This is a genomic window from Sorangium sp. So ce302, from assembly GCF_051530145.1.
In the GTDB taxonomy this organism is placed as follows: domain Bacteria; phylum Myxococcota_A; class Polyangia; order Polyangiales; family Polyangiaceae; genus Sorangium; species Sorangium cellulosum_B.
On record NZ_CP150326.1, the window covers coordinates 4,120,265 to 4,141,372 of the forward strand.

Below are 21,108 nucleotides of genomic sequence, written 5' to 3' on the forward strand. Positions count from 1 at the left end.
CGGCCGTAAAATACGGGATCGCGCCGGCCACGGCGCGCGGTCCACCTCGCGCCGCGGCCGGCGCGCGTGATCCGGAGGCTCGGGTGGTCCGGACCCCGGGGCGCTACCGGGGATCCTCGACGGGCGCGGTCTCGAGCGGGACGGTGCCGCCGTTCGCGACCCACTTGAAGCCGTCGACGAGCGCGGTCGAGTCGAGCCTTTCGTCGCCGGTGTCGAAGATCATGAACCGCAGCTTGAGCTCCTCGCCGCCGGTCACCGGGGCCCGCGTGCGCAGCCAGCCGGTCGCGCCGGCGTCGTTCCAGAGCCCGAAGCCGGTGCCCTCGAGCTCGTCCGTCCCGAGTGGGCAGTCCTCGCAGACCTCGAAGAAGCTGAGTTTGACGCTGACGGGGTTGCCAAGGCTATCGAACGAGAGATTGCCGTTGAGCGACCCTGGCGGGGCCGGCGCCGCCAGGGCGACGAACTGGTCGTTGAAGCAGTCCTCGACGAACTCGGGGTATTCGAAGGTGTAGAACTTGAACGCGAACTCGTAGCCTGTCGCGTTCGTCGGCGTGCGGATGACGAGCTCGAGGGCGATGTCGTCGTTGATGTTCGCCGAGGGAGCGCACTCGGGGGTGCCTTGCGGGAAGCCGGGCGGCGCCTCGCCCGGCCCGTAGTTCTTGCAGCTATCCGCGTTGCACGCGCCCGGCCACCGGGCGATCCGGGCGCGACCCGAGGACAGGACGAGCAGGCGGGTCCCGCCCTGCGGGTGCACGTTGGGGCCGAAGGAATCGAGCACGCCCACCGCGGGCGAGGGCTCCGCGGGCGAGCCGTCGCCGCGCACGTACTGCGCGCTCAGGACGCCCCACTTCCTGTCCCCGGGCGACGCCCTGGCGCAGAGGTCGATCGCGTGGGCCCCGTGGATAGCGTCGAAGTCGGCAGGAGCGATGTTCCTGTCGCAGGCCGGCGGCGCGTCGTCGATCACGCCATCGCAGTCCTCGTCGGCCGGCTCGGGCACCGCGCCGCTCGGGTCGGGCTCCGTGATCACGACCTCGACGGCGCCTGGGTTGACGTTCGTGTCGCCGTCGTTGCAGTCGCCGTCCTCGATGGTGAACCCGTCGCCGTCCTCGTCGGGCGACGGGCCCTCCTCCTTCGGCGCGCCGCCGTCGCCGAAATCAGCCCAGGAGCCCGTCGACTCCACGCGTCCGCCGGCGCCCGCCTCGGCCGTCGTGGCGCTGGTCGCGCCCCCGCCGCCGCCCTCGCCAGGCGCCTGCTGGTTGCGCGCCGTCGCGGAGCACGCGCCCGAGGCCCAGAGCGCCGCCCCGACGCTCGCGCAGAGACCCAAGTAGACGAAGCGCCCGCCTCTCATGGTGCATCCACCTCGATGGTTGGTCCGGACCGCCGGAGCGCCGCGTCCCCGGCGACCCACGGCAACATGCGAGCACATCACGGCCCGGGCTCGCTGTCTTCTGTTCGCTGCCGCGGCGGCGCGGGGTCGTCGGGCGGCGCGCCTCGCTCCCGTTCCCCTCGCTTCAGGAGCCGCGCGGCCCACAGCGAGAGCGCCAGCAACCCGACGGCCAGCGCGCCCCCGATCGGCGCGCGGTGCCGCTCGGTGAACGGAAGGTCGCGCGCGACAGGGGCGGCGCCGAGCTCCGGGTTTGCCGCTGCGGCGCCGAGCCTCGCGGCAGGGGGACGCTCGCGCACGGTGTGGTCGAGCAGGTCGGCCAGATCGTAGCTCGGGCGCTTGCCGAGCGCGTCGCCGACGTAGAGCCGGTGCGGCCCCGGCCGCGCGGCGCGGAACACGACCTCGCGCGCCCGCACCTCGCCTTGCGCGCCCGAGAGGGAGAGCGGCGCCGAGTCGCCGTCGTGGATCGTGAGTCGGAGGAATCGCTTCCGGGTGGGGATGAGCGGGATCCGTGTCGACGCGAGCGAGGGCCCTGACTCACCGTGCGGACGGATGCGATGGATCATGCCGCTCCCCACGGCCGGCCAGACCGCGCGGTACGTGGTCGAGGCGACGTCGACGCGGCGGCTGAACTCCGGCGTGGCGACGTCGAGGAGGACGGCCTCCAGGGGCGCGCCGTCGGCGCCGGCGTCGAGCGTGACGAGCGTCGTCTTCGCCTCGCTGTCCCGCTGCGTCTCGACGATCGCGAGCGGCGGGAGCGCGGGGGACTCGGTGGGGGCCTGCGGCTCGCACGAGACGGCGCCGCCCGTGATCCGGACGTCCGCGGCCGCGTCGCGCGCCGGGGCGCCCTGGGGGACAAGGCGGATCCGGACCAGGGCGGCGCGCGAGAGGGGATAGCGGACCGACAGGTGCTCGACCGTCTCCGAGCCCTGGGGAATGCGGTACACGTGGGCGCCGCGCGCGACCTCGCTGAGCGCCCTCGGAGCCGCGCCGGTCTCGACCCGCGCCTCGCGGAGGAAGCTGCCGCCGGTGACGCTGAGCTCGACGCGGCAGTGGCGCGTGCCGGGCGCGTCGAGCGCCCAGGTCGCGTGCGCCACGCCGGCGGCGTCGACCCCCGGATCGAGCATCGTGGCCGCGATCCGCCCGGAGGCGTGCGCGGCGCCCGGCTCGCGGATCACGTAGGGCACCTCGGCGCCGTCGGGGCCTGCGATGCGGACGTCGGCGAGCAGCTCTTCCGCGCGGCTCTCGCGGTAGAGGTCGAGATCGACGTCGACGCGGTGGTCGCCGGCGGCGTCCACGCCCTCGATGGGCCGGACGAGCGCGTGCCTCTCGGTCGGGAGCGCCGCGCCGGTCTGCGCCTCGGCGGGCCGCGCGAGGCTCATCGCCGCGAGCAGCGCGAGCGGCCCGGCCGCGCCCCGCGATCCGGCGCGCAGGAGCGTCACGAGGCGCCGGCCGAACCGCGCGTAGAGGAACCCTCCGCCGACGAGCAGCGCCCCGACGCCCGTGAAGAGGGCGATCTGGTAGATGCGCTCGACGTGCCAGACGTCCCAGGTCACGAGCTTCGCGATGGTGACGGCGAACAGGGAGAGCCCGGCGTAGCGATGGAAGGCGTCGCGCGCCGCGAACCCCGCGGTGAGCAGCGCGATCGCCGCGAGGGCGAGCACGAGCGTGGTCGCCATCGCGAGGCTGCCTTGCTGGCCCTCGAGGGCGGCGCGGTGCTGCACGGTGAGCTCGGCGAACTCGGCCGCGTCGAGCGGGGCAGGGGGGGCGGCGGGGAGCGCGGTGATCGCGCTCCGCACCTCGAGGACGACGGTCGTGATGAGCAGGGCATACCCCGCGCCCAGCGCCGCCACCGCGGCGCCGCGCAGCTCGGCGCGCGCGGCGTCCGGGGGGCGGGCGAACGCCGCGCGCGACAGCAGCCGCCCCGCGGCGAGCAGGGCGGCGCTCACGCCCGCGAACGCATAGGTCCTCGCGTTGAGCAGGACGGGAACCGCCATCGTCCCATCGCGGCCGTGCGTCGCGAACCAGGTCGTCACGAGCGCCTCGGCCTCGGCCCGATCGACGACGAGCGCCCGCGCGAGGGCGGCGCCGAAGAGCAGCAGGGTGACGGCGAGCCAGGCGCGCTCGCCGGTGCGCGCCGCGATCGCGGCCGCCACGGCCGCGAGGATGCTCCAGACCACGGTGACCGTCGCGCCGCCGAGCCCGAACGCGACGGCCGCGGCGAACAGGGCGAGCGCCTGTCCGAGGAGCAGGGCGATGCGATCGGCGGGGGGCGCGGCGCCGGCGCGGGTCACGCCGGCGCGGAGGAGCGCGGCGCCGAGCGCCAGGTCCAGGGCGCCGGCGCCCGCGGTGAGCAGCGCGCGGAGCGTCGGCGTGTCCTCCGGCGTGGCGCCGAGCGCGGCCGCGACGAACCCGAGCGTCGCCACGCACGCGGCGAGCGCGTCGGACCACGAGAGCGCCGGCGCGCCGGGCTCGCGCGTGCGCCGCGCCGAGGCGCCCGCGGCGCCGAGGAACACCAGCATGACGAGCGCTGATGCGCCGAGGAAACTTGCGTTGACGGCGCTCACGGCGTCGACGGCATCGGCGGCCGCCGAGGCGCCCGCGTCCGCCGGCGCGATCGCGAAATGCGCGGCCGCCGCGAGCGCGCCTGCCGAGACGATCGCCGCGACGAGGAGCAGGGCGGGGAGCGCGGCGCGCGCGGCCGTCCACGCCGCGAGGGCGGCCGCGCCCGCGAGCGCGAGCGCGAAGAGCGCTGCATCGGCCTCGATCAGCAGCATGCCCGCGGTGCAGGCGAAGAGCGCTGCGCCGGCGGAGCACGCGATGGCGGTCTTCCGATCGAGCTGACCCGCGAGCCCGGCGCCGCGGAGCCACCCCGCGAGGTAGACGAGCGTCCAGGCCGCGACGAGCGCGACCAGCGTCGTCCGGTGCGCGGCAGGCGCGTCCGCGAACGTCGCGGCGAAGGCGAGGAAGGCGGCGCCCATCGGCGCCAGCAGCCAGGCGCTCTCCTCCAGCGCGCGCAGGGCGACCAGCGCCGCGAGCGCGAGCGCGACGGCGGTGGCTGTGAGCGCGCGCGGCGCGTCGAAGAGCAGCGCGGTCGCGCCCGCGTGGGCGAGCACGAGCGCAGCGATGCTGGTCGCCGTGGCGTCCGCGCGCGCCGCGACGCGGAGGAGGCCGGTCGCTGCCGCGCCGGTCGGCGCGGCGCTTCGGTCGGGGCTCGAGGCGGGCGCGCGCCGCAGCCACAGCGCGCGCAGGATGCCCTGCGCCGCGGCGAGCGCGATGAACGCGAGGGGCGCCGCGCGCGCGGCGAGCGGGAAGTAGGGCCCCGGGAGCGCCTGCGCGGGCGAGTCGAGCCAGGGCGCCGCGTCCGGGTCTCCGCCGGCCGGGGCGGCGCTGGCGTCGAAGTGCGTGGCGTACCAGCCCCAGAACAGCGCCGTATGGCCTGCGATCGCGAGCCACGGCGCGACGCGGAAGCCGAGCCTCGCTGCGACGGCGTGGGCGACGCTCGTCATGAGCAGGAGGTAGCCGAACAGGACGAGCGGCCGGTCCTGCCCCGTCGACAGCACGACGGGGTTGAGGAAGCCGGCGACGAGGCTGAGGATCAGGATGGCCTCGCCGCGGTGGCGGAGCGCGAGGCCGGCGCCGAGCAGGAGGAGCGCCGTGTCCGCCGCGAATGCCGCGGGGATCGGGACGAGCTCGTACAGCGCGGCGCTCGCCCACACCGACGCGATCAGGACCGAGAGGCCGAGGCCGATGAGCGTGTGGACGAAGCGACGCTGCGCGCGCCCGCGGAGCACCTCGGCGATCGCGAGGAGCGCGGCGCCGGTCGCGGCGCCGATCGCGACGCGCCCGAACGGCCCGATCCAGGCGTTGTCCGAGGCGTACTTGAAGAAGAAGAGCGCGCCGAGCAAGAAGGTGGTCGCGCCTGCGCGGGTGAGCCAGGTGAGGCCGAGCCGCTCCTCGATGGAGGGTCGCTCCGGGGCTTCGCGGTGCGCGGGCGAGCCGGCGCCGGACGCGCTCGCGTCGAGCGTCGCCGCGGGGCGAGGCGCTCGAGGCATCGGAGGAGCGGCGGGACTCGGGAACGCGATCGCGGGGGGCGCCGCGGCCTCCGCGGCGGCGAACGCCGTGGACGCGACCGCCGGGGGCGCGGTGGCGGTCGGATGCGCGATCTCGGGAGGCGCGCCGGCGGTCGCCGCGTCGAGCGCGGGCGGCGCGCCGGCGGTCGCCATGTCGAGCGCGGGCGGCGCACCTGCGCCCTCGGCGTCGAGCGCGGGGTGCGCCGCCGCTGGGGGCGGGATCGCGCCCTGGGCAATCCGCTCTTGCTTCAGGTCGTGTGTGCTTCGTGGGCTCTCCGCCGCTGCGGTGAGCGCTGCGCGGCCGCGCAGCCCGGAGAGCTCGGCCACCCGGTGCTCCAGCGCGTGGATCCGAAGCAGCAGGTCCTCGTTGCGCCGGTTGGCCCGGACGGCGAACACGAAGGCGACGAGCGGGGCAACCAGGAGATAGCCGACGAGCGCGAGCCCGAAGAAGACGACGATTCCTGCCCCCATGCATGCTTCGTAGCATGGGGTGCGCGTCGCAGGCGCCGCCCGTCCGCGCGACGATGCCTGTGCTGTTCACGCTGCTCGCGCCGACGGCCCCATCGGAAGGGGAGGACCTTTCGGCGCGCGCTGGGATTCGGGTAAGGTGCATCCGCATGAGGAACACACGCCTGCCTGATCGCCGCGCGCCGGGCGCCTGCTATCTTCCCCGTGTTCCCGGACGGCGGCGTTGCTCGGGGGGGGAGCGCGGCCATTCGGGAACAGTTCTTCTGTCCTCTCGACCTTCTGCGGCGGAGACATCGCGATGGTGAAGCACCCGACCGTCTCTGCATGGCAGCGGGATCACGAGGAAGGTGGTTATACGGCCGAGCTGCACGGCTGGACCTTGCGGGTCCGCTGGATACCCGAGCGCCCGGGGGAGGTCCGCGGCTTCGTGTGGGAGGCCGTCGATCCCTCGGGGAACAAGGTCACCTCGCGCGAGATCCACGAGGAGATCGAGGTGGCGATGGCGTACGCCGAGGAGCGCGCGGCCCCCGATCCGGAGAAGCGCGAGGGGAAGACCGTCGATTGAGCCGCGCGCCGCGCGGCGGCGCCGGGCTCAGCCCGCCTTGTCTGCGGGCGCCGCCTTGCGGCTCCGCCTGGCCCCGTAGTTCCGGATCACGATCTCCCCCACGCGGCCTCTGGCGTCGCTCTTCGCATTGATGCTCCGGAGCGCCGCGACGCGGTCGATCTTGAACCGCTTGTAGAGCGGCGGGATCTCCGGAACATCGGAGTTCGAGAGCATCACCTGGACGCCTCGCCCGTCGAGCTCCGCGAAGAGGGCGGCGAGGCGCTCCTGGTCGCGGAAGCCGAAGCCGCCCGCGCTGTAGGACGTGAAGTTCGCGGTCGACGAGACCGGCGAGTACGGCGGGTCCAGGTACACGAAGTCGCCTTCTTGGGCGTGATCGAGCACGCGCTCGAAGTCCCGGACCTCGATCTCGACGCCCTGCAGCGCCGCCGAGCAGGCCCGCAGCTGGGGCGGGTTGCAGATGGACGGCTTGACGTAGCGGCCGAAAGGCACGTTGAAGCGGCCGGCGCTGTTGACCCGGTAGAGCCCGTTGAACCCCGTCTTGTTCAGGAAGATGGTCCGCGCGGCGCGCTCGGGCAGCGTGAGCGAGGCGGGATCGACGTCGCGAACCTTGTAGTAGTGCGTCTCCTCGTAGGCGTGGCTGCCCAGCGCGGCGATCACCTCGTCGACCCGATCGCGCACCGCCCGGTAGCAGTCGATGAGCTCGGCGTTGACGTCCGTCAGCGTCGCGCGCTTCGGCTGCAGGCAGAAGAAGAGCGCGGCCCCCCCCATGAAGGGCTCGAAGTAGCGCCCGTAGGACGCGGGGAGGAGCGGCTGGAACTGCCGGAGCAGCTGGCCCTTGCCGCCCGCCCATTTGAGAAACGGGCGGGGCGTCACGGGCGCGTCGTCGTCGGGGTCGGTGACAAGGGCGGTGGTCATCGCGCAATACTGGACGCCAACCTACCAGGGCGCGCGATCGTCCTCAACCGCCGAAGGTCACCGCGAGCGAGCACCCTGGTCCGACGCGCCTCGCCGGTCCGCCCCCGACGCGCGGGTGCCCGGGGCCATGGGTCTCTCCAGGCTAGGTCGTTCTATGTCCATGCCGCGGCCCCGTCGGGCGGCGATGTGCCTTGAGATCGACAGTGGATGTTGGCCTGATTCGTTAGTGATTCCGATTGCTTGTAAGCATGCATGAGCGTGCGTGTCCCAGCTGGAGCGCTGCCCGGATCATGGCATGTCGCCGCTTGCGCGATCGCCGAGCAGGGATAAGTTGAAGTCTCGACACGCGGGCTGGACAGCCGCTGGTGGAGCGGAGTTCTCCCGCATTCGCGCACCGCCGTGTCAGGCCATCTCGCCGGTGGACCTGCGCGGCGCGGCAGGGGCTCGCTCGGGCGCTGGGCGCGGGCGTCCCGCGCCGGGTGGCGGCTCCACGAGGGGCCGCCACGCGTGGAAGCCGCCGTTGCTTCTCGACAGGAGGGATGCCGCCATGATGCTTGCCTTCGACCTCGATCGCGACGACGCCCCGCAGCAGCGCGGCCCCGGTCCTGCGGACGGACCGGGTTGTTTCGGTGAAGCCGCGGACTACCGTGCTCAGCGGATCCTGTACGCCGCCCGCGACTGGATCGGCGAGCAGGACGGCATCACCACCGACGGCCGCTCGCTCATCCTGCTGCACGCCCAGCGGACGCCGCCGGAGCGGCGCGAGGCGCTCGTGCGCTGCTTCGAGCGCGTGATCCTGCACGCCCCCCGGCCGGAGCTCGCCGCGCTCTCGGCGTCGCTGCGCCAGGCGGGGCTCTCCGTGGACGAGGACCTCTCGGTGATGGGCGCCCCGGCCGGCGAGGTGCGCGCCGCCGTGCAGGGGCTCAGCCGGTTTCGCACATTCCCGCCGGGCCTGCGCCTGTCCAGGGTGTCGCCGGACGACGACGAGGCGTCGATCCGCGCGATCCAGGAGCTTCAGGCCGAGAGCGGCCACGCTCCGCTCCCGGGGTGGTACCTGCGCGGCGGCGAGGGGCGCTCCTTGACGCTCGCGCTGCGCGACGGCGCGGGGGCGTTGATCGGCTGCGCCACCCTGTGCGTCATGACGCGGCCACAGCCTGCCGAGATCGGCGGGCGCGAGGCGCTCGCCCAGCTCGGGCTGCTGGGCGCCCCGCCGCTCTGGATCTCCGATGTGGGCGAGGCGCCCTCGTGGACGGCCATGCCGATCTGCACCTCTCTGCGCGAGGACCACCGCGGGCGGGGGCTCGGGGCCCCCCTGCAGGCCGCGGCGCTCCGGGAAGGGCATGATCGCTTCGGGATCCGGTGGTTCTACGCGCTCGTCAGGGCCGGCGACGAGATCGCCAAGCGCATGAACGCGCGTTGCGGGCTCGCCCCGCACCGCGCCGAAGGGTTCCTCGTCGCGTCGGCGGTGCCCCCCGAGAAGCCCCGGCGGCCGGCCGACGGCCGCCGCGGCTCAGGTTGACAGCACGGGCGCGAGGAGAAAGCGCCGCCGTTCTAGCCGAGGAGCCATGGGGCCGGCGCCTCGCCCGCGAGGCGCCGGCGGATCGTGTCGAGCGCGCGCTCGAAATAGCCGTCGCGCGCGACCACGAACTCATCGAGCCGCACGTCGCGCGGCTCGACCTTCACGGCGCCCGCGGCGTCCGGCGGCCGCCGCACGAGGCCGCTCGCGTGGGGCACCTCGCCTCGGACGAGGCGCAGCGCCGCGCCGAGCGGGAGCGACAGCAGCGCGGTCACCTCGCGCGGATCAGGACGCAGCTCCTCGAGCGCGCGGCGGGTCGTCGCGAGCAGCACGTCCTGCAGCTCGCGATCGACGATGCCCGGCGCGTGATCGTCCTGGCTGCGGCGCGTGCCGAGCCGGACCACGTCGCGCGGCGCGAGCGGCAGGCCGATCTCCTCCTCCGCCTCGCGCAGCGCCCCCGCGAGATCCTCTCCGGCGCGGTAGTGCCCCGACACGGCGACCTCGAGCGCGCCGGGCCAGGTGTCCTTGTCGGGGCTGCGCTGCTGGAAGAGCACCCAGGGCTCCGCGGCGCTCTGGCCGCTGTCCGGCTCCAGACCATCGGGCCCCCGCTCGAGGAGCACCCACACGTGAACGCTCCGGTGCCAGTCGCCGTCGCGGTGAACGAGCCTGCGCGCCTTGCGCACGCCGAGCGACCGGCCCCCGTCATCGAGGATGTCGAAGAGCTCCTCTTCGTCCTGCGCCGCCATGCGCTAGAAGGTAGCGCAACGTGAACGGAGCAGGACGTCTTCGCTGAACTGCGTGCTCGCGCTCGTCAGATGACGCTGTGCTTCGCTCCGTGCGAGACGCACGACATCGGACGGAAGCAGCAGGGAACGAGGCGAAGGGAGTGAAGTGGCGATCCCAGCGGGAATCGAACCCGCGTTACCGGCGTGAGAGGCCGATGTCCTAACCGCTAGACGATGGGACCTTGTTCTGTGGAGAAGACCGACAGCAGAGCTGAGCGGCCTGGCTGGGGGACAAGGATTCGAACCTTGATAGCAAGAGCCAGAATCTTGCGTCCTGCCGTTAGACGATCCCCCAAGGGGTCAGCGCCGTGTTCATCAGCGCCACGGGCCGCGGAATCTACTCGGGCTGCCTGGATTGTCAAGCGATCAAAATCGGACCCGCCAAAGAAAAATGCCCGCCGCCAAAAATCGCCCATATTTCGCGTGGTTCTGGTGCTTCGCGGGTTGAGCAAGGCCTCCCCCTGCTCAACCCTTCGCTCAACCCGCTCCGCCCTCGTTGCACGCCGTCCGTTGTCGTCGCTCGTCGCTCGTCGCTCGTCCTCGTCGCGCTGCTGTCGCCGCGCTCTCGCCATGATCCGTCCAGATTGTTTCCGCGCTGTCGGAGGGGGGCTCGTCCCTGAGGAGGCTCCACGATGTCGCGACCGCGCCCTCGCCGTCGCTTCTCCAGGCATCTCGGCTTCGCCGCTCGGGACTCTCGGCCCCGGAAAAGTCGCGGCTCCCTGCTGCGTGCCCTTGACGCGCCGGGTGACTGATTTACTTTCGCCCGCGGTTTAGCCACCGGCCTAGGAGAGTGCCAAGACACTGGGATCTCGGGCACTTAGCTCTCGTCGCGCGGGCGGAACGCCCCAGCGGGGGGGCGAACGGGACCTCCGGCGAGCCGATGGTCAGTCAACAAGCCGAGGACGAGGGAGCCAGCATGAAAATCAGGCCGCTGCAGGATCGGATTGTCGTCAAGCGCGTCGAGAGCGAGACGAAGACCAAGGGGGGCATCATCATCCCCGACGCCGCGAAGGAGAAGCCGATCGAGGGGCGCGTCGTCGCGGTGGGCAACGGCAAGGTCCTGAAGGACGGCAAGGTTCGCCCGCTCGATGTGAAGGTCGGGGACAAGGTGCTGTTCGGCAAGTACAGCGGCACCGAGGTGAAGCTCGACGGCGAGGAGCACGTGCTCATCCGCGAGGACGACGTGCTCGCCGTGACCGAGTCCGCCGCGACGTGAACCAGGTCCGAGGCAACCGAACGCAAGCGTTCGTACACGCGGCCGCGCGGCCGCGAGGGGATTGATAGATGGCTGCGAAGCAGATCGTTTTTAGCCGCGGCGCCCGCGCCGCGATCCTCAAGGGCGTGAACACGCTCGCCGATGCGGTCAAGGTGACCCTCGGGCCGAAGGGGCGGAACGTCGTCATCGAGAAGAGCTGGGGCTCCCCGGTCGTGACGAAGGACGGCGTCACGGTCGCCAAGGAGGTCGAGCTCGCCGGCAAGCTCGAGAACATGGGCGCCCAGATGGTGCGCGAGGTCGCCTCGAAGACCAGCGACAAGGCCGGCGACGGCACGACGACGGCGACGGTGCTGGCGCAGGCGATCTTCGGCGAGGGCCTCAAGCTCGTCGAGGCCGGCCACAACCCGATGGATCTGAAGCGCGGCATCGACGCGGCGGTCGCGAAGGTCATCGAGGCCGTGCAGAAGGTCGCCAAGCCGACCAAGGACAAGGACCAGATCGCCCAGGTCGCCACGGTCAGCGCCAACGGCGACAAGGAGATCGGCCAGATCCTCGCCGACGCCATGGAGAAGGTCGGCAAGGAGGGCGTGATCACGGTCGAGGAGAACAAGCGCATGACGACGGAGCTCGAGACCGTCGACGGCATGCAGTTCGACCGCGGCTACCTCTCGCCCTACTTCGTGACCGACCCCGAGAAGATGACCGCGGTGCTCACGAACCCGCTCATCCTCGTGCACGAGAAGAAGATCTCGGCCATGGCCGACCTCCTGCCGCTGCTCGAGCAGGTGGTGAAGCAGGGGCGCGAGCTGCTCATCCTCTCCGAGGACGTCGAGGGTGAGGCGCTCGCCACGCTCGTCGTGAACAAGCTGCGCGGCACGATCAAGGTCGCCGCCGTGAAGGCGCCCGGCTTCGGCGATCGCCGCAAGGACATGCTGAAGGACATCGCCATCCTCACGGGCGCGACGCCGTTCATGGAGGACCTCGGCCAGAAGCTCGAGAGCGCCACGGTGCGCGACCTCGGGACGGCCAAGCGGGTCGAGATCGACAAGGACAACACGGTCATCGTCGACGGCCAGGGCGACAAGGGCGCCATCAAGGGCCGCATCGAGGCGATCCGCAAGCAGATCGCGGACACGACGAGCGACTACGATCGCGAGAAGCTCCAGGAGCGGCTCGCGAAGCTCGCCGGCGGCGTCGCGGTGGTGAAGGTCGGCGCGGCGACCGAGACCGAGATGAAGGAGAAGAAGGCGCGCGTCGAGGACGCGCTGCACGCGACCCGCGCCGCCGTCGAGGAAGGCATCGTGGTCGGCGGCGGCGTGGCCCTCTTCCGGGCTGCCGCCTCGCTGGAGTCGCTCAAGTTCAACGACGAGCGCGACGTCGGCGTGCGGCTCGTGCGCCGCGCCGTCGAGGCGCCGCTCCGCCAGATCGCCCAGAACGCGGGGGTCGACGGGACGGTGGTCGCGGAGAAGGTCCGGTCGGGCGCGCCGACGTTCGGCTACAACGCCGCGACCGACTCGTACGAGGACCTGCTCGCCGGAGGCGTCATCGATCCGGCCAAGGTCGTGCGGCACGCGCTCTCTAACGCGGCCAGCGTCGCCGCGCTGATGCTCACGACCGAGGCCCTCGTCGCCGAGAAGCCCAAGAAGGAGAAGGCCGCGGCCGGCGGGGCTCCCGGCGGCATGGGCGGCATGGGCGGCATGGGGGGTATGGGCGGCATGGGGGGTATGGGCGGCATGGGCGACTTCGACATGGGTTGATCGCCTGTCCGCGCCGCTCTCGGGCTGCCGCCGCCTCCGTGCGGCGCCGGCCCGCCGAGCGCGCTGCCCCGACGAAGCGGGCCGAGGGGTCCTCCAAAGCATGCTGGCTTGGGGGGCCCCTCGCGTTTTGTGAGCGCCAGCGCTCTTGCCCGGGTTTTTGACCCGCGGTCACGTGGGGCGCTAGACTCCAGGGCAATGTCGGAGTCGTCGTTCGCCCGCTATGGCCGCGAGTATGTGCCGGGCGACGTGCTCTTTCGTGAGGGTGACTCCGGCGACGTCATGTTCGTCATCCAGTCGGGCGCCGTGCGGATCACGAAGTCGGTCGCCGGCGAGGACAAGGTGCTCGCGGTGTTCGGGCCCGGCGAGTTCGTCGGCGAGATGGCGATCTTGAACGGCAAGCCCCGGAACGCGACGGCCACCGTGAGCGAGCCGTCCCGCTGCCTCGTGATCGACGCGCGGAAGCTGGAGGTCATGCTGCAGCGCGACGTCGAGATAGCGCTCCGTCTCCTCAAGAAGCTGGCGAAGCGGCTCGACGCGGCGAACTCGCTCGTCGAGATCCTCATGCACCGTGACCCGAAGGCGCGCGTGATGCTGGCGCTCGCGCGCCACGCCGAGGCCTTCGGGGAGGAGACGCCTGAAGGCATACGCGTCCGCTCCTCTCCCGAGGACATCGCGCGCGAGGTCGACGTCGAGCAAGAGACGGTGGACGAGGTGATGAAGCGGCTCCGCCGGCTGAAGCTCCTCTCGTACGGGCCGCCTGGACCCGCGGCGATCATGGTGACCGACATGCGCAGGTTCCGGGATTTCATCGAGTTCCTGGACATGCCGCAGAAGTTCGGCGGAGAGAGCTGAACCAGTGGAGCTGCGTGTCATCGGCTGCCACGGCGGGGAGACCCCCAGGCATCGCACGTGCGCGTTCGTCGTGGACGACATCCTCGCGATCGACGCCGGCTCGCTGACCAGCGGGCTCGAGGTGAAGGACCAGGCGCGCATCGAGGCGTGCCTGGTGAGCCACGCGCACCTCGATCACATCCGCGACCTGGCCACGATCGCGGACAACCGTTGCCAGCTCGGGTGCCCGCCGCTCGTGATCGCGGGCACCCGCGAGACGCTGCGCACGCTCAAGAAGCACTTCTTCAACAACGTGCTCTGGCCCGATTTCGCGGTGATCCCGAGCGCCGGGCAGCCGACCATCCAGTACCTCGAGCTCAAGCCGGAGCGCCCCACGCCGGTCGCCGGGCGGCTCGTGCGCGCGGTCCACGTGACGCACACGATCGACGCGTCGGCGTTCGTGATCGAAGGGGACGGCGGCGCGATCGCGTACAGCGGCGACACCGGGCCCACGGAGCGGCTGTGGGAGGTGCTGAACCAGCAGCAGGACCTCCGCGCGCTGCTGATGGAGGTCAGCTTCCCCAACCGGGAGCAGCGCCTCGCCACCGTGAGCGGCCACCACACGCCGCAGACGCTCGCCCTCGAGCTCCAGAAGTTCCGCGCGCCGAGGGATCTGCCGACGATGCTCTACCACATCAAGCCGGTCTTCCAGGCCGAGGTAGAGCGAGAGTGCGCCGCGCTGAAGGGGCTGAACCTGGAGGTCCTTCAGCTCATGGATCACTTCGTCCTGTAGCCGGCGCATCGGCGCGGGCTGTAGCCGGCGCATCGGCGCGGGGCGTCCGCGGCGTCGTGTGCGCGCGGGTGATGGTGGCGCTGCGCTCGACGCGATCGTCGCGCCGAGCTGCCCGGCCCGAGGGGGGATCGCTCGCTGCTCCGGGCGAGAGCGCACCGCGCAGGAGGTGAGGCCTGCGCGGCGTCGGTGTCGGTGTCGGGAGCTCGCGCGCGACGCGACCGTAGAGCGGCGCGGAGCGCGGGCTAGCGGCTTTCCTGGGTGGGCTCGTCGTTGAAGGGGCGCTTGCCGTCGGGCACCTCTTCGACGCGGGCGAGGACGACCGTGATGTTGTCGGTGCCGCCGAAGTAGTTCGCCCGATCGATGAGCGCCTTGCACGCAGCGTCCAGCGAGCCGCTGGACATCACGAGCTCGAGGATCTGATCGTCGCTCACCAGCCCCGACAGGCCGTCCGAGCAGAGGAGGTACACGTCACCGTGCCGCGTCTCGTCCGTCACGAGATCGACGAGGACGTCCTCGCGGATGCCAAGCGCGCGCGTGATGACGTTGGCCGGCAGCTGCCGGACCTCCTCCTCGGTCATCCACGGCGCCATGTGCGCCGCGTCGCTGACGAGCGAGTGGTCACGGGTGAGCTGCGTGATCTGGCTGTCGCGCAGGCGATAGCAGCGGCTGTCCCCGACGTGACCCACCGTCACGTGCTCGGCGTCCTTGGAGAACATCGCCGCCACGATCGTCGTGCCCATGCCGAAGTCGGCGAGCGTCTTCAGCGAGCGATCGAAGATGCGCCGGTTCGCCAGCCTGAGGCCGGTGACGACGTAGTTCTCCTCCTCGGTCAGGTTCGGATCGGCTGGGAAGGGCCAGGTGGCGTCCCTCCCGACCGTCACGGACAAGAAGTCCGAGAGGGTGTTCACGGCAAGCTGGCTCGCAACGTCGCCCGAGCGATGTCCGCCCATTCCATCCGCCACGGCCACGACACGGTACTCCTCGCTGACGAGGAGGTTGTCCTCATTGTGGTCCCGGAGGAGCCCGGTATCCGTCATCCCGGCAAACCGGGTCCGCAACATGGGCAGAGAGTAGACGCGGAGCAGGGGGGCAGCGCAAGTTCAAGGCGAGGGCAAAGCTGAAATCCTGGGCCTGATCTCCCACAGCGGCCGCTCCATGGCCGCTGGAAGCGGCCGGCGGCAGGGGTAGAGGACCCTTCCGGAGGCGCTCGCTCGCCGGACGCACTTTGCTCTTGAAAGATGGGAGAGGACGTGGGGCTCCGCGCGGCGCGCGCCGAGGCGACGGGCGCTCGAGCTCAGAGCCAGCTCTCGCCGATCGCGATCCCCGCCGAGGCCGCGATCGTCTCGGCGGCGCGCACGCCGCACGCGTGCGCCTCCTCGAAGAGCGCCATCCCCGGCTGATCGACGTGGGCCCAGGCGACGCGCTCGGACAGCGCGCAGCGCGGCTCGAACGGCCGCGGGCCGAGGAAGCCGGGGCGCGGGCGCGGCATCGCGTGCCCCCAGATCATGACGTCCATCCGCTCGACGTCGTCGCGCAGGTGCGGGTGCGCCGGCGCGAGATCGCGCAGCACGCCGTCGGCGAGCGACGCCCACGGCGCGCGGAGCAGCGCCGCGCGCGCCGCGGCGACGTCCGGCCCGCCGAAGGCGCGGTAGTAGGTCAGCACGGTGCGCTGCACCGGCGTCGCGAGGCGCGACCGCTGCGTCGTCGCCGCCGCGAGATCGGTGAGCTGGTGGCGCGCGTCGACGTAGCCGAGCCCCTCCGCGCCGTAGAGGACGGAATCCCACGCGTGGTTGGGATCGATGGGCCTCTCGACGTGCAGGTTCGCCACGAGCCACGCCGACGCGACCCGCTCCGGCAGCTCGCCCGCCGCGCTCCCCGCGAAGATCCGGCGCACGACGAACGCCGGCGCCGCGAGGATCGCCGCGCGGGCCTCGACGCGGCGCGCCTCGCCGCGCTGCAGGTCGACGTAGTCGATCTCGACGCGGCCGCTCGGCTGCGGGCGCACCGACGTGACGAGCGCGCCGAGGGACACGCGCGGCGCCGCGCGCTCGATCAGCGCCTTCACGAGCCGGCCGTTGCCCTCGGGCCAGACGAGATAGCGGCTGCCCGCGAGCTCGGGCGCGCGCGCCTTGCGCCCTGCGAAGTAGTGCAGCCCGGCCCAGGCCGAGATCTCCTCGAGCGCGCCGCCGAAGTCGTCGAGCATCGCGTAGCGCACGTACCAGCGCAGGAACGGCGTGCGGTACCCCTCGCGATCGAGCCACGCCGCCATGCTCATCCGGTCGAGCTGGAGGAGCTCGGGGTCGCGGGAGGAGCGATCGAGCGGGATCTGAAACGCCGGGCGGCCGTCGCTGCCGGTGAGCTCCGTGAGCTCCTCCTCGAGCGCGTGGAACCTCTCGAGCTCGTCCAGCGCCTCGCCCGAGAGCGCGTCGACCGGCGCGAGGCCGCTGTGCCACGCGCCCTCGTAGAACAGCCGCTCGCCCGGCGCGTGGCACAGCCGCCGCGGATCGAACACGGGGCGCCCCGCCGCGTCCCACCCGGTGACGACGCCCATCTGCTCGAGCAGCCGCAGCGTCGCGCGCGCCTCGACGTTCGGCGCGGCGAGGTAGTGCGCGCCCCACGGGTACGGCACGACGCCGTCGTCGCCCCACGCGCTCGTGCCGCCCGGCCTCGGCTCGAGCTCGAGGACGCGCAGATCGAGCCCGGCGCCGGCGAGCCGCCACGCGGCCGACAACCCGCTCACCCCGCCGCCGACGATCACGACGTCCGCGCGCTCGGCGGGGCCGCTCGCCGCGGGCAGCGGGCCGCCGCGGAGCAGGTGGCCCGCGCCGTGGGCCGCGCCGACGATCTCGCCGGCGAGCGGCGCGCGCCCCGGCGAGGCCGTGTGCACGACCCAGCCCGCGGCCACGGAGCTCAGGAAGCCGCGGCGGTTCACCGGATCACCGGGTCCACTCGGCCCACTCGCGCGTGTACACGGAGACGAGCTTCTGGTCGTTCAGCCGGTTGATCGGCGCCTCGACGCGGCCCAGATCGCGGGGGAACCGGAAGAGCTCCGGCAGGCCGCTCGAGTCGAGGTAGCGGAGCCTCGACGGATCGATCCGGAGGGCGCCGGGCGCGGCGAGCCCCTCGCCGCCCGCCAGGATGAAGCCCCACTCGCCGAAGCTCGGCACGTAGACGTGGAGCGGCGCGGTCTTGAAGCCGGCCGCCTCGAGCGTCGTCACGACGCACCAGAACGACTCGCGCGCGTAGTGGGGCGACGTCGCCTGGACGACGGCGAGCCCGCGCATGGAGAGCCGCTGCCGGAGCAGGTGATAGAAGGCGTCGGTGTACAGCTTGCCGACGGCGTAGTTGCCGGGATCGGGGAAGTCGACGATCGCGAGATCGAACGACTCGGTCGACTCCTCGAGGTACTTGAACGCATCCTCGTTGCGGACGGCCACGCGCGGGTCGCGCAGCGAGCCCTGGTTCAGGTCCGCGGCGAGCGGCAGATCGCGGAAGGCGCCGGTGACCGCGCCGTCGAGGTCGACGAGCAGGATCTGCTCGACCGACGGGTAACGGAGCAGCTCGCGCGCGGCGAGCCCGTCGCCGCCGCCGAGGATCAGCGCGCGCCGCGGCTCGCGCCCCAGCGCGGCGACGGCCGGGTGCACGAGCACCTCGTGGTACCGATGCTCGTCGTCCGACGAGAACTGGAGGTTGCCATTGAGGAAGAGGCGCGTCGTGCGCGGGCTCCTCGTGATGACGAGGCGCTGGTACGGCGACTGCGCCGCGTAGACGATGGGCGCCCCGAAATAGAGCGCCTCCGAGCGCTCGACGAACCGCGAGACGAGCGCGAAGGCGACCCCGAGCCCGGCGATCACGATCAGGCAGAGCGCCCGCAGCCGGACGACGACGGCGCGATCGAGCGGGAACAGGAACGTGCTCGTCAGCGCGACGGCCGCGTTGAGCACGCCGAAGAACAGGCTCGTCTGGTGGATCCCGAGGCGCGGCAGGAGGAGCGAGGGGAAGAGCAGGCTCGCGGCCAGCGCGCCGATGTAGTCGAGCGTGAGCACGCGCGCGACGAGCCGCTTGAGATCCAGCGAGAAGTTGAGCAGCCGGATGAGCAGCGGGATCTCTAGCCCCACGAGCATCCCGATGAGCAGCACGAGCGAGTAGAGCAGCGCGCGGAACGACCCGAGCGCGGTGTAGACCCGGAAGAGCATCGGCGCGGAGAGCCCCCCGACGAGCGCGAGGCCGAGCTCGATCTCGACGAAGCGCTCGAGGAGCCGGCTCTCGATGTACTGGGAGAGGTACGAGCCGATCCCCATCGCGAACAGGTAGAGGCCGATGACGAAGCTGAACTGCGTCACCGAGTCGCCGAGGACGTAGCTCGCGAGCGTGCCGGTGATGAGCTCGTAGACGAGCCCCGACGTGGCGATGACGAACACGCTCGCGAGGAGCGCCGGGTGCACGAGCCGGGGCAGCGGCTGCGCCGCGGGGAAGGGCGCCGGGGCGTCCCCGGGAGGGGCGCCCCGAGCTCCCGCAGGGCTCTCCTCGGTGGCCGGCATCGGCGCGGTCCTAGCACCGCTCGCGCTGGACCACAGCCTGTTCGGGCTCGCCGGCGCACCTGAAACGCTTCCTCTTTCGTCGTCGAGGCTTCTAGTATGGTGCTCGCGTGAGCACGCCCTTCGACCGAGCAGCCGCGTGCCCCTCCTGCGGCGCGCCGATCACGTTTCGCTTCGCGGGCGCGATGGCGCAGGTGTGCAAGCACTGCAAGTTCGTCGTCGCGCGCACCGATCGGGACCTCCGCGCCGTCGGGCGCGTCGCCGACTTGGTCGAGATTCCCACGCCCCTCCAGCTCGGCGTCACCGGGCGCTGGGGCAACGAGCCGTTCGTGGTCGACGGCCGCGTCCAGCTCGATCGGGCCAGCGCGCCGGGCGCGCCCTGGCAGGAGATCTTCATCGCGTTCCCGGCCAGCGGCCGCTGGACGTGGGTCGCGTTCGCCCAGGGGCGCTGGTACGCCACCACCGAGGCGCCGCTCCCGCTGAACGGGCTGCCGCAGTGGAGCTCCCTCCAGCCGGGCGGCCGTGTCCACCTCGAGGGGCACGGCATGTTCACCGTCGTCGAGGTCGGCCGCCGGCGCGTGATCTCGGCCGAAGGAGAGATGCCCCACGTCGCCGCGCCGGGCGTGGTGACGGGCTTCGTCGACATCGCGGGGCCGAGGGGCGAGTTCGGGACGCTCGACTACGGCGACGGGCGGACGATCCCGCCGAAGCTCTACCTGGGCCGGCAGATCGACCCGGCCATCATGAAGCTCGACACCGGGGCCCCTGTGGACCAGCCCACGGCGCAGGTGTCGGCCGTCGTGTGCCCGAGCTGCGGCGGCAACCTGCCGCTCGCCGCGCCCGGCACCACGGAGCGCATCGTCTGCCGGTACTGCGGTACTGCGAGCGACCTCACGAAGGGCGCGCTCGTCGCGCTCGGCCAGGTCCCCAGGCCGCCCATGGAGCCGTACGTCCCGCTCGGCGCCGAGGGCCAGCTCCGCGGCATGCGCGTGCTCTGCATCGGCTTCGTCATCCGCGGCTGCACCGTGGAGGGCGAGCGTTACCGCTGGCGCGAGTACCTGCTCTACGGCGGACCGAGCATTGGCTACCTGTGGCTCATGGAAGAGGACGGGGCGTGGCAGCTCGTGACGCCTCTCTCGCCCGGCGAGGTCCAGCCGATGGGCTCGACGGCGAGCTATCAAGGGCGGACGTATGCGCTCAAGCAGAGCGTCCACGCCGAGGTGGAATACGTCATCGGCGAGTTCTACTGGAAGGTCGAGATCGGCGAGGCCGTGCAGGCCACGGAGTACCAGGGCGAGGGCGGCAAGGTCAGCATCGAGCAGGCCCCGACCGAGGTGAGCGTGTCGTTCTGCTCACCGCTTCCAGGGAAGGAGCTCGCCGCCGCCTTCCACCTGCCACCCCCGCCGAGCCCCTCGTTCGGCGACGGGACGGGCGCCGGAGCCGGCCGGATCGTCGTCATCGTCGTCGTCCTGATCGTCGTCCTCCTCATTCTCATCGCGCTCAGCGACTGCGGTGGGGGCGGCGGCGGCGTCATCTTCATTCCGAGCGGGGGGGGCAGCCCGAGCTTCGGCGGCGGGAAGTGATCCAGCTCCACTGCTCGATTCGGCTGCGTATGAAATGAACGGCCTGTGCCGGTGCGTCCTTTGCGATCCCGGCTGGTGTCGAGTCGGGCACGAGCAGCACTGGACATGTCTATGTCCACCTCCGTGGAAAGGCGACATCGCGTCGAGCGGAGCGGTCGGATTCGGGCAGATGATGGTCGGTTTCGGGTATCGCCCCGCTCCGGCCGCCGCTGGCGATCGAGTAATTTCAATGGCTTACACGCTGGCCCGCGGCGGCCCGTGACGTGCAATGTGCCGTTCGACGCCGGCGGTGGACCGGCGGCGGAGGCCCATGCAAACGGTGAATTCGATCGACCCGCACGCACAGCTGCGCGCGCTCTACATCTCCCTGCTCCGAAACCAGGAGCACTTCGATGAGTTCAAGCAGCTGCTCGCCCTCTACGTCGTCGCGCCCGAGGCAGATGAGGAGCCGGTGGACGCGGCCAGGATCCGCGCGCAGCTCAACGGCCGCATCCGCTCCTGGATCGGCGGCTTCTTCGATGGGCTGAGCGCCTCCCAGGTGCTCCAGTGGCGCGCGATCGTGGTCGAGGAGCGCTTCAACGTGTGCCTGTCGCCCTGGAAGGAGTCGAACGTCTATTGATGCCGCGGCGCAGGCGACAGGCGGGGTTGCACCGCCATCGGCGTACGTCTCACCGGCGCGGCTCTGCC

At 72.2% G+C, this 21,108-nt stretch carries 15 protein-coding genes and 2 tRNA genes; 8 read left to right on the forward strand and 9 right to left on the reverse strand.

The features are described from left to right. Nucleotides 1-103 precede the first annotated feature (103 nt). Together WME73_RS15735 and WME73_RS15740 are read right to left on the reverse strand one after the other, a co-directional pair. Nucleotides 104-1,345, reverse strand: a complete 1,242-nt coding sequence (locus WME73_RS15735; RefSeq protein ID WP_437916224.1) for a hypothetical protein — start codon at nucleotides 1,343-1,345, stop codon at nucleotides 104-106. 77 nt (nucleotides 1,346-1,422) lie between these two features. Next, complete coding sequence (locus WME73_RS15740; RefSeq protein ID WP_437916226.1) at nucleotides 1,423-5,925, reverse strand: DUF2339 domain-containing protein; 4,503 nt, start codon at nucleotides 5,923-5,925, stop codon at nucleotides 1,423-1,425. A gap of 295 nt (nucleotides 5,926-6,220) precedes the next feature. Between WME73_RS15740 and WME73_RS15745 the strand changes: the two genes are divergently transcribed. Next, nucleotides 6,221-6,487 (forward strand): hypothetical protein, encoded by a 267-nt coding sequence (locus WME73_RS15745; RefSeq protein ID WP_157906672.1) that lies wholly within the window; start codon nucleotides 6,221-6,223, stop codon nucleotides 6,485-6,487. Nucleotides 6,488-6,514: 27 nt separating this feature from the next. Here WME73_RS15745 and WME73_RS15750 read toward each other — a convergent pair whose 3' ends face one another. Beyond that, complete coding sequence (locus WME73_RS15750) at nucleotides 6,515-7,402, reverse strand: DNA adenine methylase (protein WP_437746277.1); 888 nt, start codon at nucleotides 7,400-7,402, stop codon at nucleotides 6,515-6,517. 547 nt (nucleotides 7,403-7,949) lie between these two features. On the opposite strand from WME73_RS15750, the gene WME73_RS15755 reads away from it, so the two are divergent. Continuing rightward, nucleotides 7,950-8,921 (forward strand): hypothetical protein, encoded by a 972-nt coding sequence (locus tag WME73_RS15755; RefSeq protein WP_437746278.1) that lies wholly within the window; start codon nucleotides 7,950-7,952, stop codon nucleotides 8,919-8,921. Nucleotides 8,922-8,953: 32 nt separating this feature from the next. Here WME73_RS15755 and WME73_RS15760 read toward each other — a convergent pair whose 3' ends face one another. The 3 genes from WME73_RS15760 to WME73_RS15770 form a co-directional block, all read right to left on the reverse strand. After that, on the reverse strand, nucleotides 8,954-9,664 hold the full coding sequence (locus WME73_RS15760) for an NUDIX hydrolase (RefSeq protein ID WP_437916229.1): 711 nt from the start codon (nucleotides 9,662-9,664) through the stop codon (nucleotides 8,954-8,956). A 146-nt stretch (nucleotides 9,665-9,810) separates the two neighbouring features. Next, nucleotides 9,811-9,885: transfer RNA gene (locus WME73_RS15765), tRNA-Glu, on the reverse strand. A gap of 39 nt (nucleotides 9,886-9,924) precedes the next feature. After that, nucleotides 9,925-9,998 (reverse strand) — tRNA-Gln (locus WME73_RS15770). Between the two features lie 621 nt (nucleotides 9,999-10,619). Between WME73_RS15770 and groES the strand changes: the two genes are divergently transcribed. The 4 genes from groES to WME73_RS15790 all read left to right on the forward strand — a co-directional run bounded on the left by groES (nucleotide 10,620) and on the right by WME73_RS15790 (nucleotide 14,300). Continuing rightward, nucleotides 10,620-10,919 (forward strand): co-chaperone GroES, encoded by a 300-nt coding sequence (gene groES / locus WME73_RS15775; RefSeq protein ID WP_272097991.1) that lies wholly within the window; start codon nucleotides 10,620-10,622, stop codon nucleotides 10,917-10,919. Nucleotides 10,920-10,987: 68 nt separating this feature from the next. Next, entirely contained in the window at nucleotides 10,988-12,676 is a 1,689-nt protein-coding gene (gene groL, locus WME73_RS15780; protein WP_437746280.1) for a chaperonin GroEL, read from the forward strand. Between the two features lie 195 nt (nucleotides 12,677-12,871). Beyond that, on the forward strand, nucleotides 12,872-13,528 hold the full coding sequence (locus WME73_RS15785) for a Crp/Fnr family transcriptional regulator (protein WP_437746281.1): 657 nt from the start codon (nucleotides 12,872-12,874) through the stop codon (nucleotides 13,526-13,528). Nucleotides 13,529-13,532: 4 nt separating this feature from the next. Continuing rightward, nucleotides 13,533-14,300 (forward strand): MBL fold metallo-hydrolase, encoded by a 768-nt coding sequence (locus WME73_RS15790; protein WP_437552641.1) that lies wholly within the window; start codon nucleotides 13,533-13,535, stop codon nucleotides 14,298-14,300. Between the two features lie 242 nt (nucleotides 14,301-14,542). Here WME73_RS15790 and WME73_RS15795 read toward each other — a convergent pair whose 3' ends face one another. The 3 genes from WME73_RS15795 to WME73_RS15805 all read right to left on the reverse strand — a co-directional run bounded on the left by WME73_RS15795 (nucleotide 14,543) and on the right by WME73_RS15805 (nucleotide 18,841). Beyond that, nucleotides 14,543-15,361, reverse strand: a complete 819-nt coding sequence (locus WME73_RS15795) for a PP2C family protein-serine/threonine phosphatase (protein WP_437746282.1) — start codon at nucleotides 15,359-15,361, stop codon at nucleotides 14,543-14,545. A gap of 233 nt (nucleotides 15,362-15,594) precedes the next feature. Beyond that, nucleotides 15,595-17,232, reverse strand: coding sequence for an FAD-dependent oxidoreductase (locus WME73_RS15800; RefSeq protein WP_437746283.1), 1,638 nt, complete (start codon nucleotides 17,230-17,232; stop codon nucleotides 15,595-15,597). 4 nt (nucleotides 17,233-17,236) lie between these two features. Then, complete coding sequence (locus WME73_RS15805) at nucleotides 17,237-18,841, reverse strand: polyamine aminopropyltransferase (protein ID WP_437916233.1); 1,605 nt, start codon at nucleotides 18,839-18,841, stop codon at nucleotides 17,237-17,239. Nucleotides 18,842-18,948: 107 nt separating this feature from the next. Here WME73_RS15805 and WME73_RS15810 point away from each other — a divergent pair, with 107 nt between their 5' ends. Both WME73_RS15810 and WME73_RS15815 read left to right on the forward strand, forming a co-directional pair. Then, nucleotides 18,949-20,421: a DUF4178 domain-containing protein gene (locus WME73_RS15810; protein WP_437916235.1), complete on the forward strand. Its 1,473-nt coding sequence runs from the start codon at nucleotides 18,949-18,951 to the stop codon at nucleotides 20,419-20,421. A gap of 310 nt (nucleotides 20,422-20,731) precedes the next feature. Continuing rightward, nucleotides 20,732-21,040 (forward strand): hypothetical protein, encoded by a 309-nt coding sequence (locus WME73_RS15815; RefSeq protein WP_157906673.1) that lies wholly within the window; start codon nucleotides 20,732-20,734, stop codon nucleotides 21,038-21,040. Nucleotides 21,041-21,108: the final 68 nt, after the last annotated feature.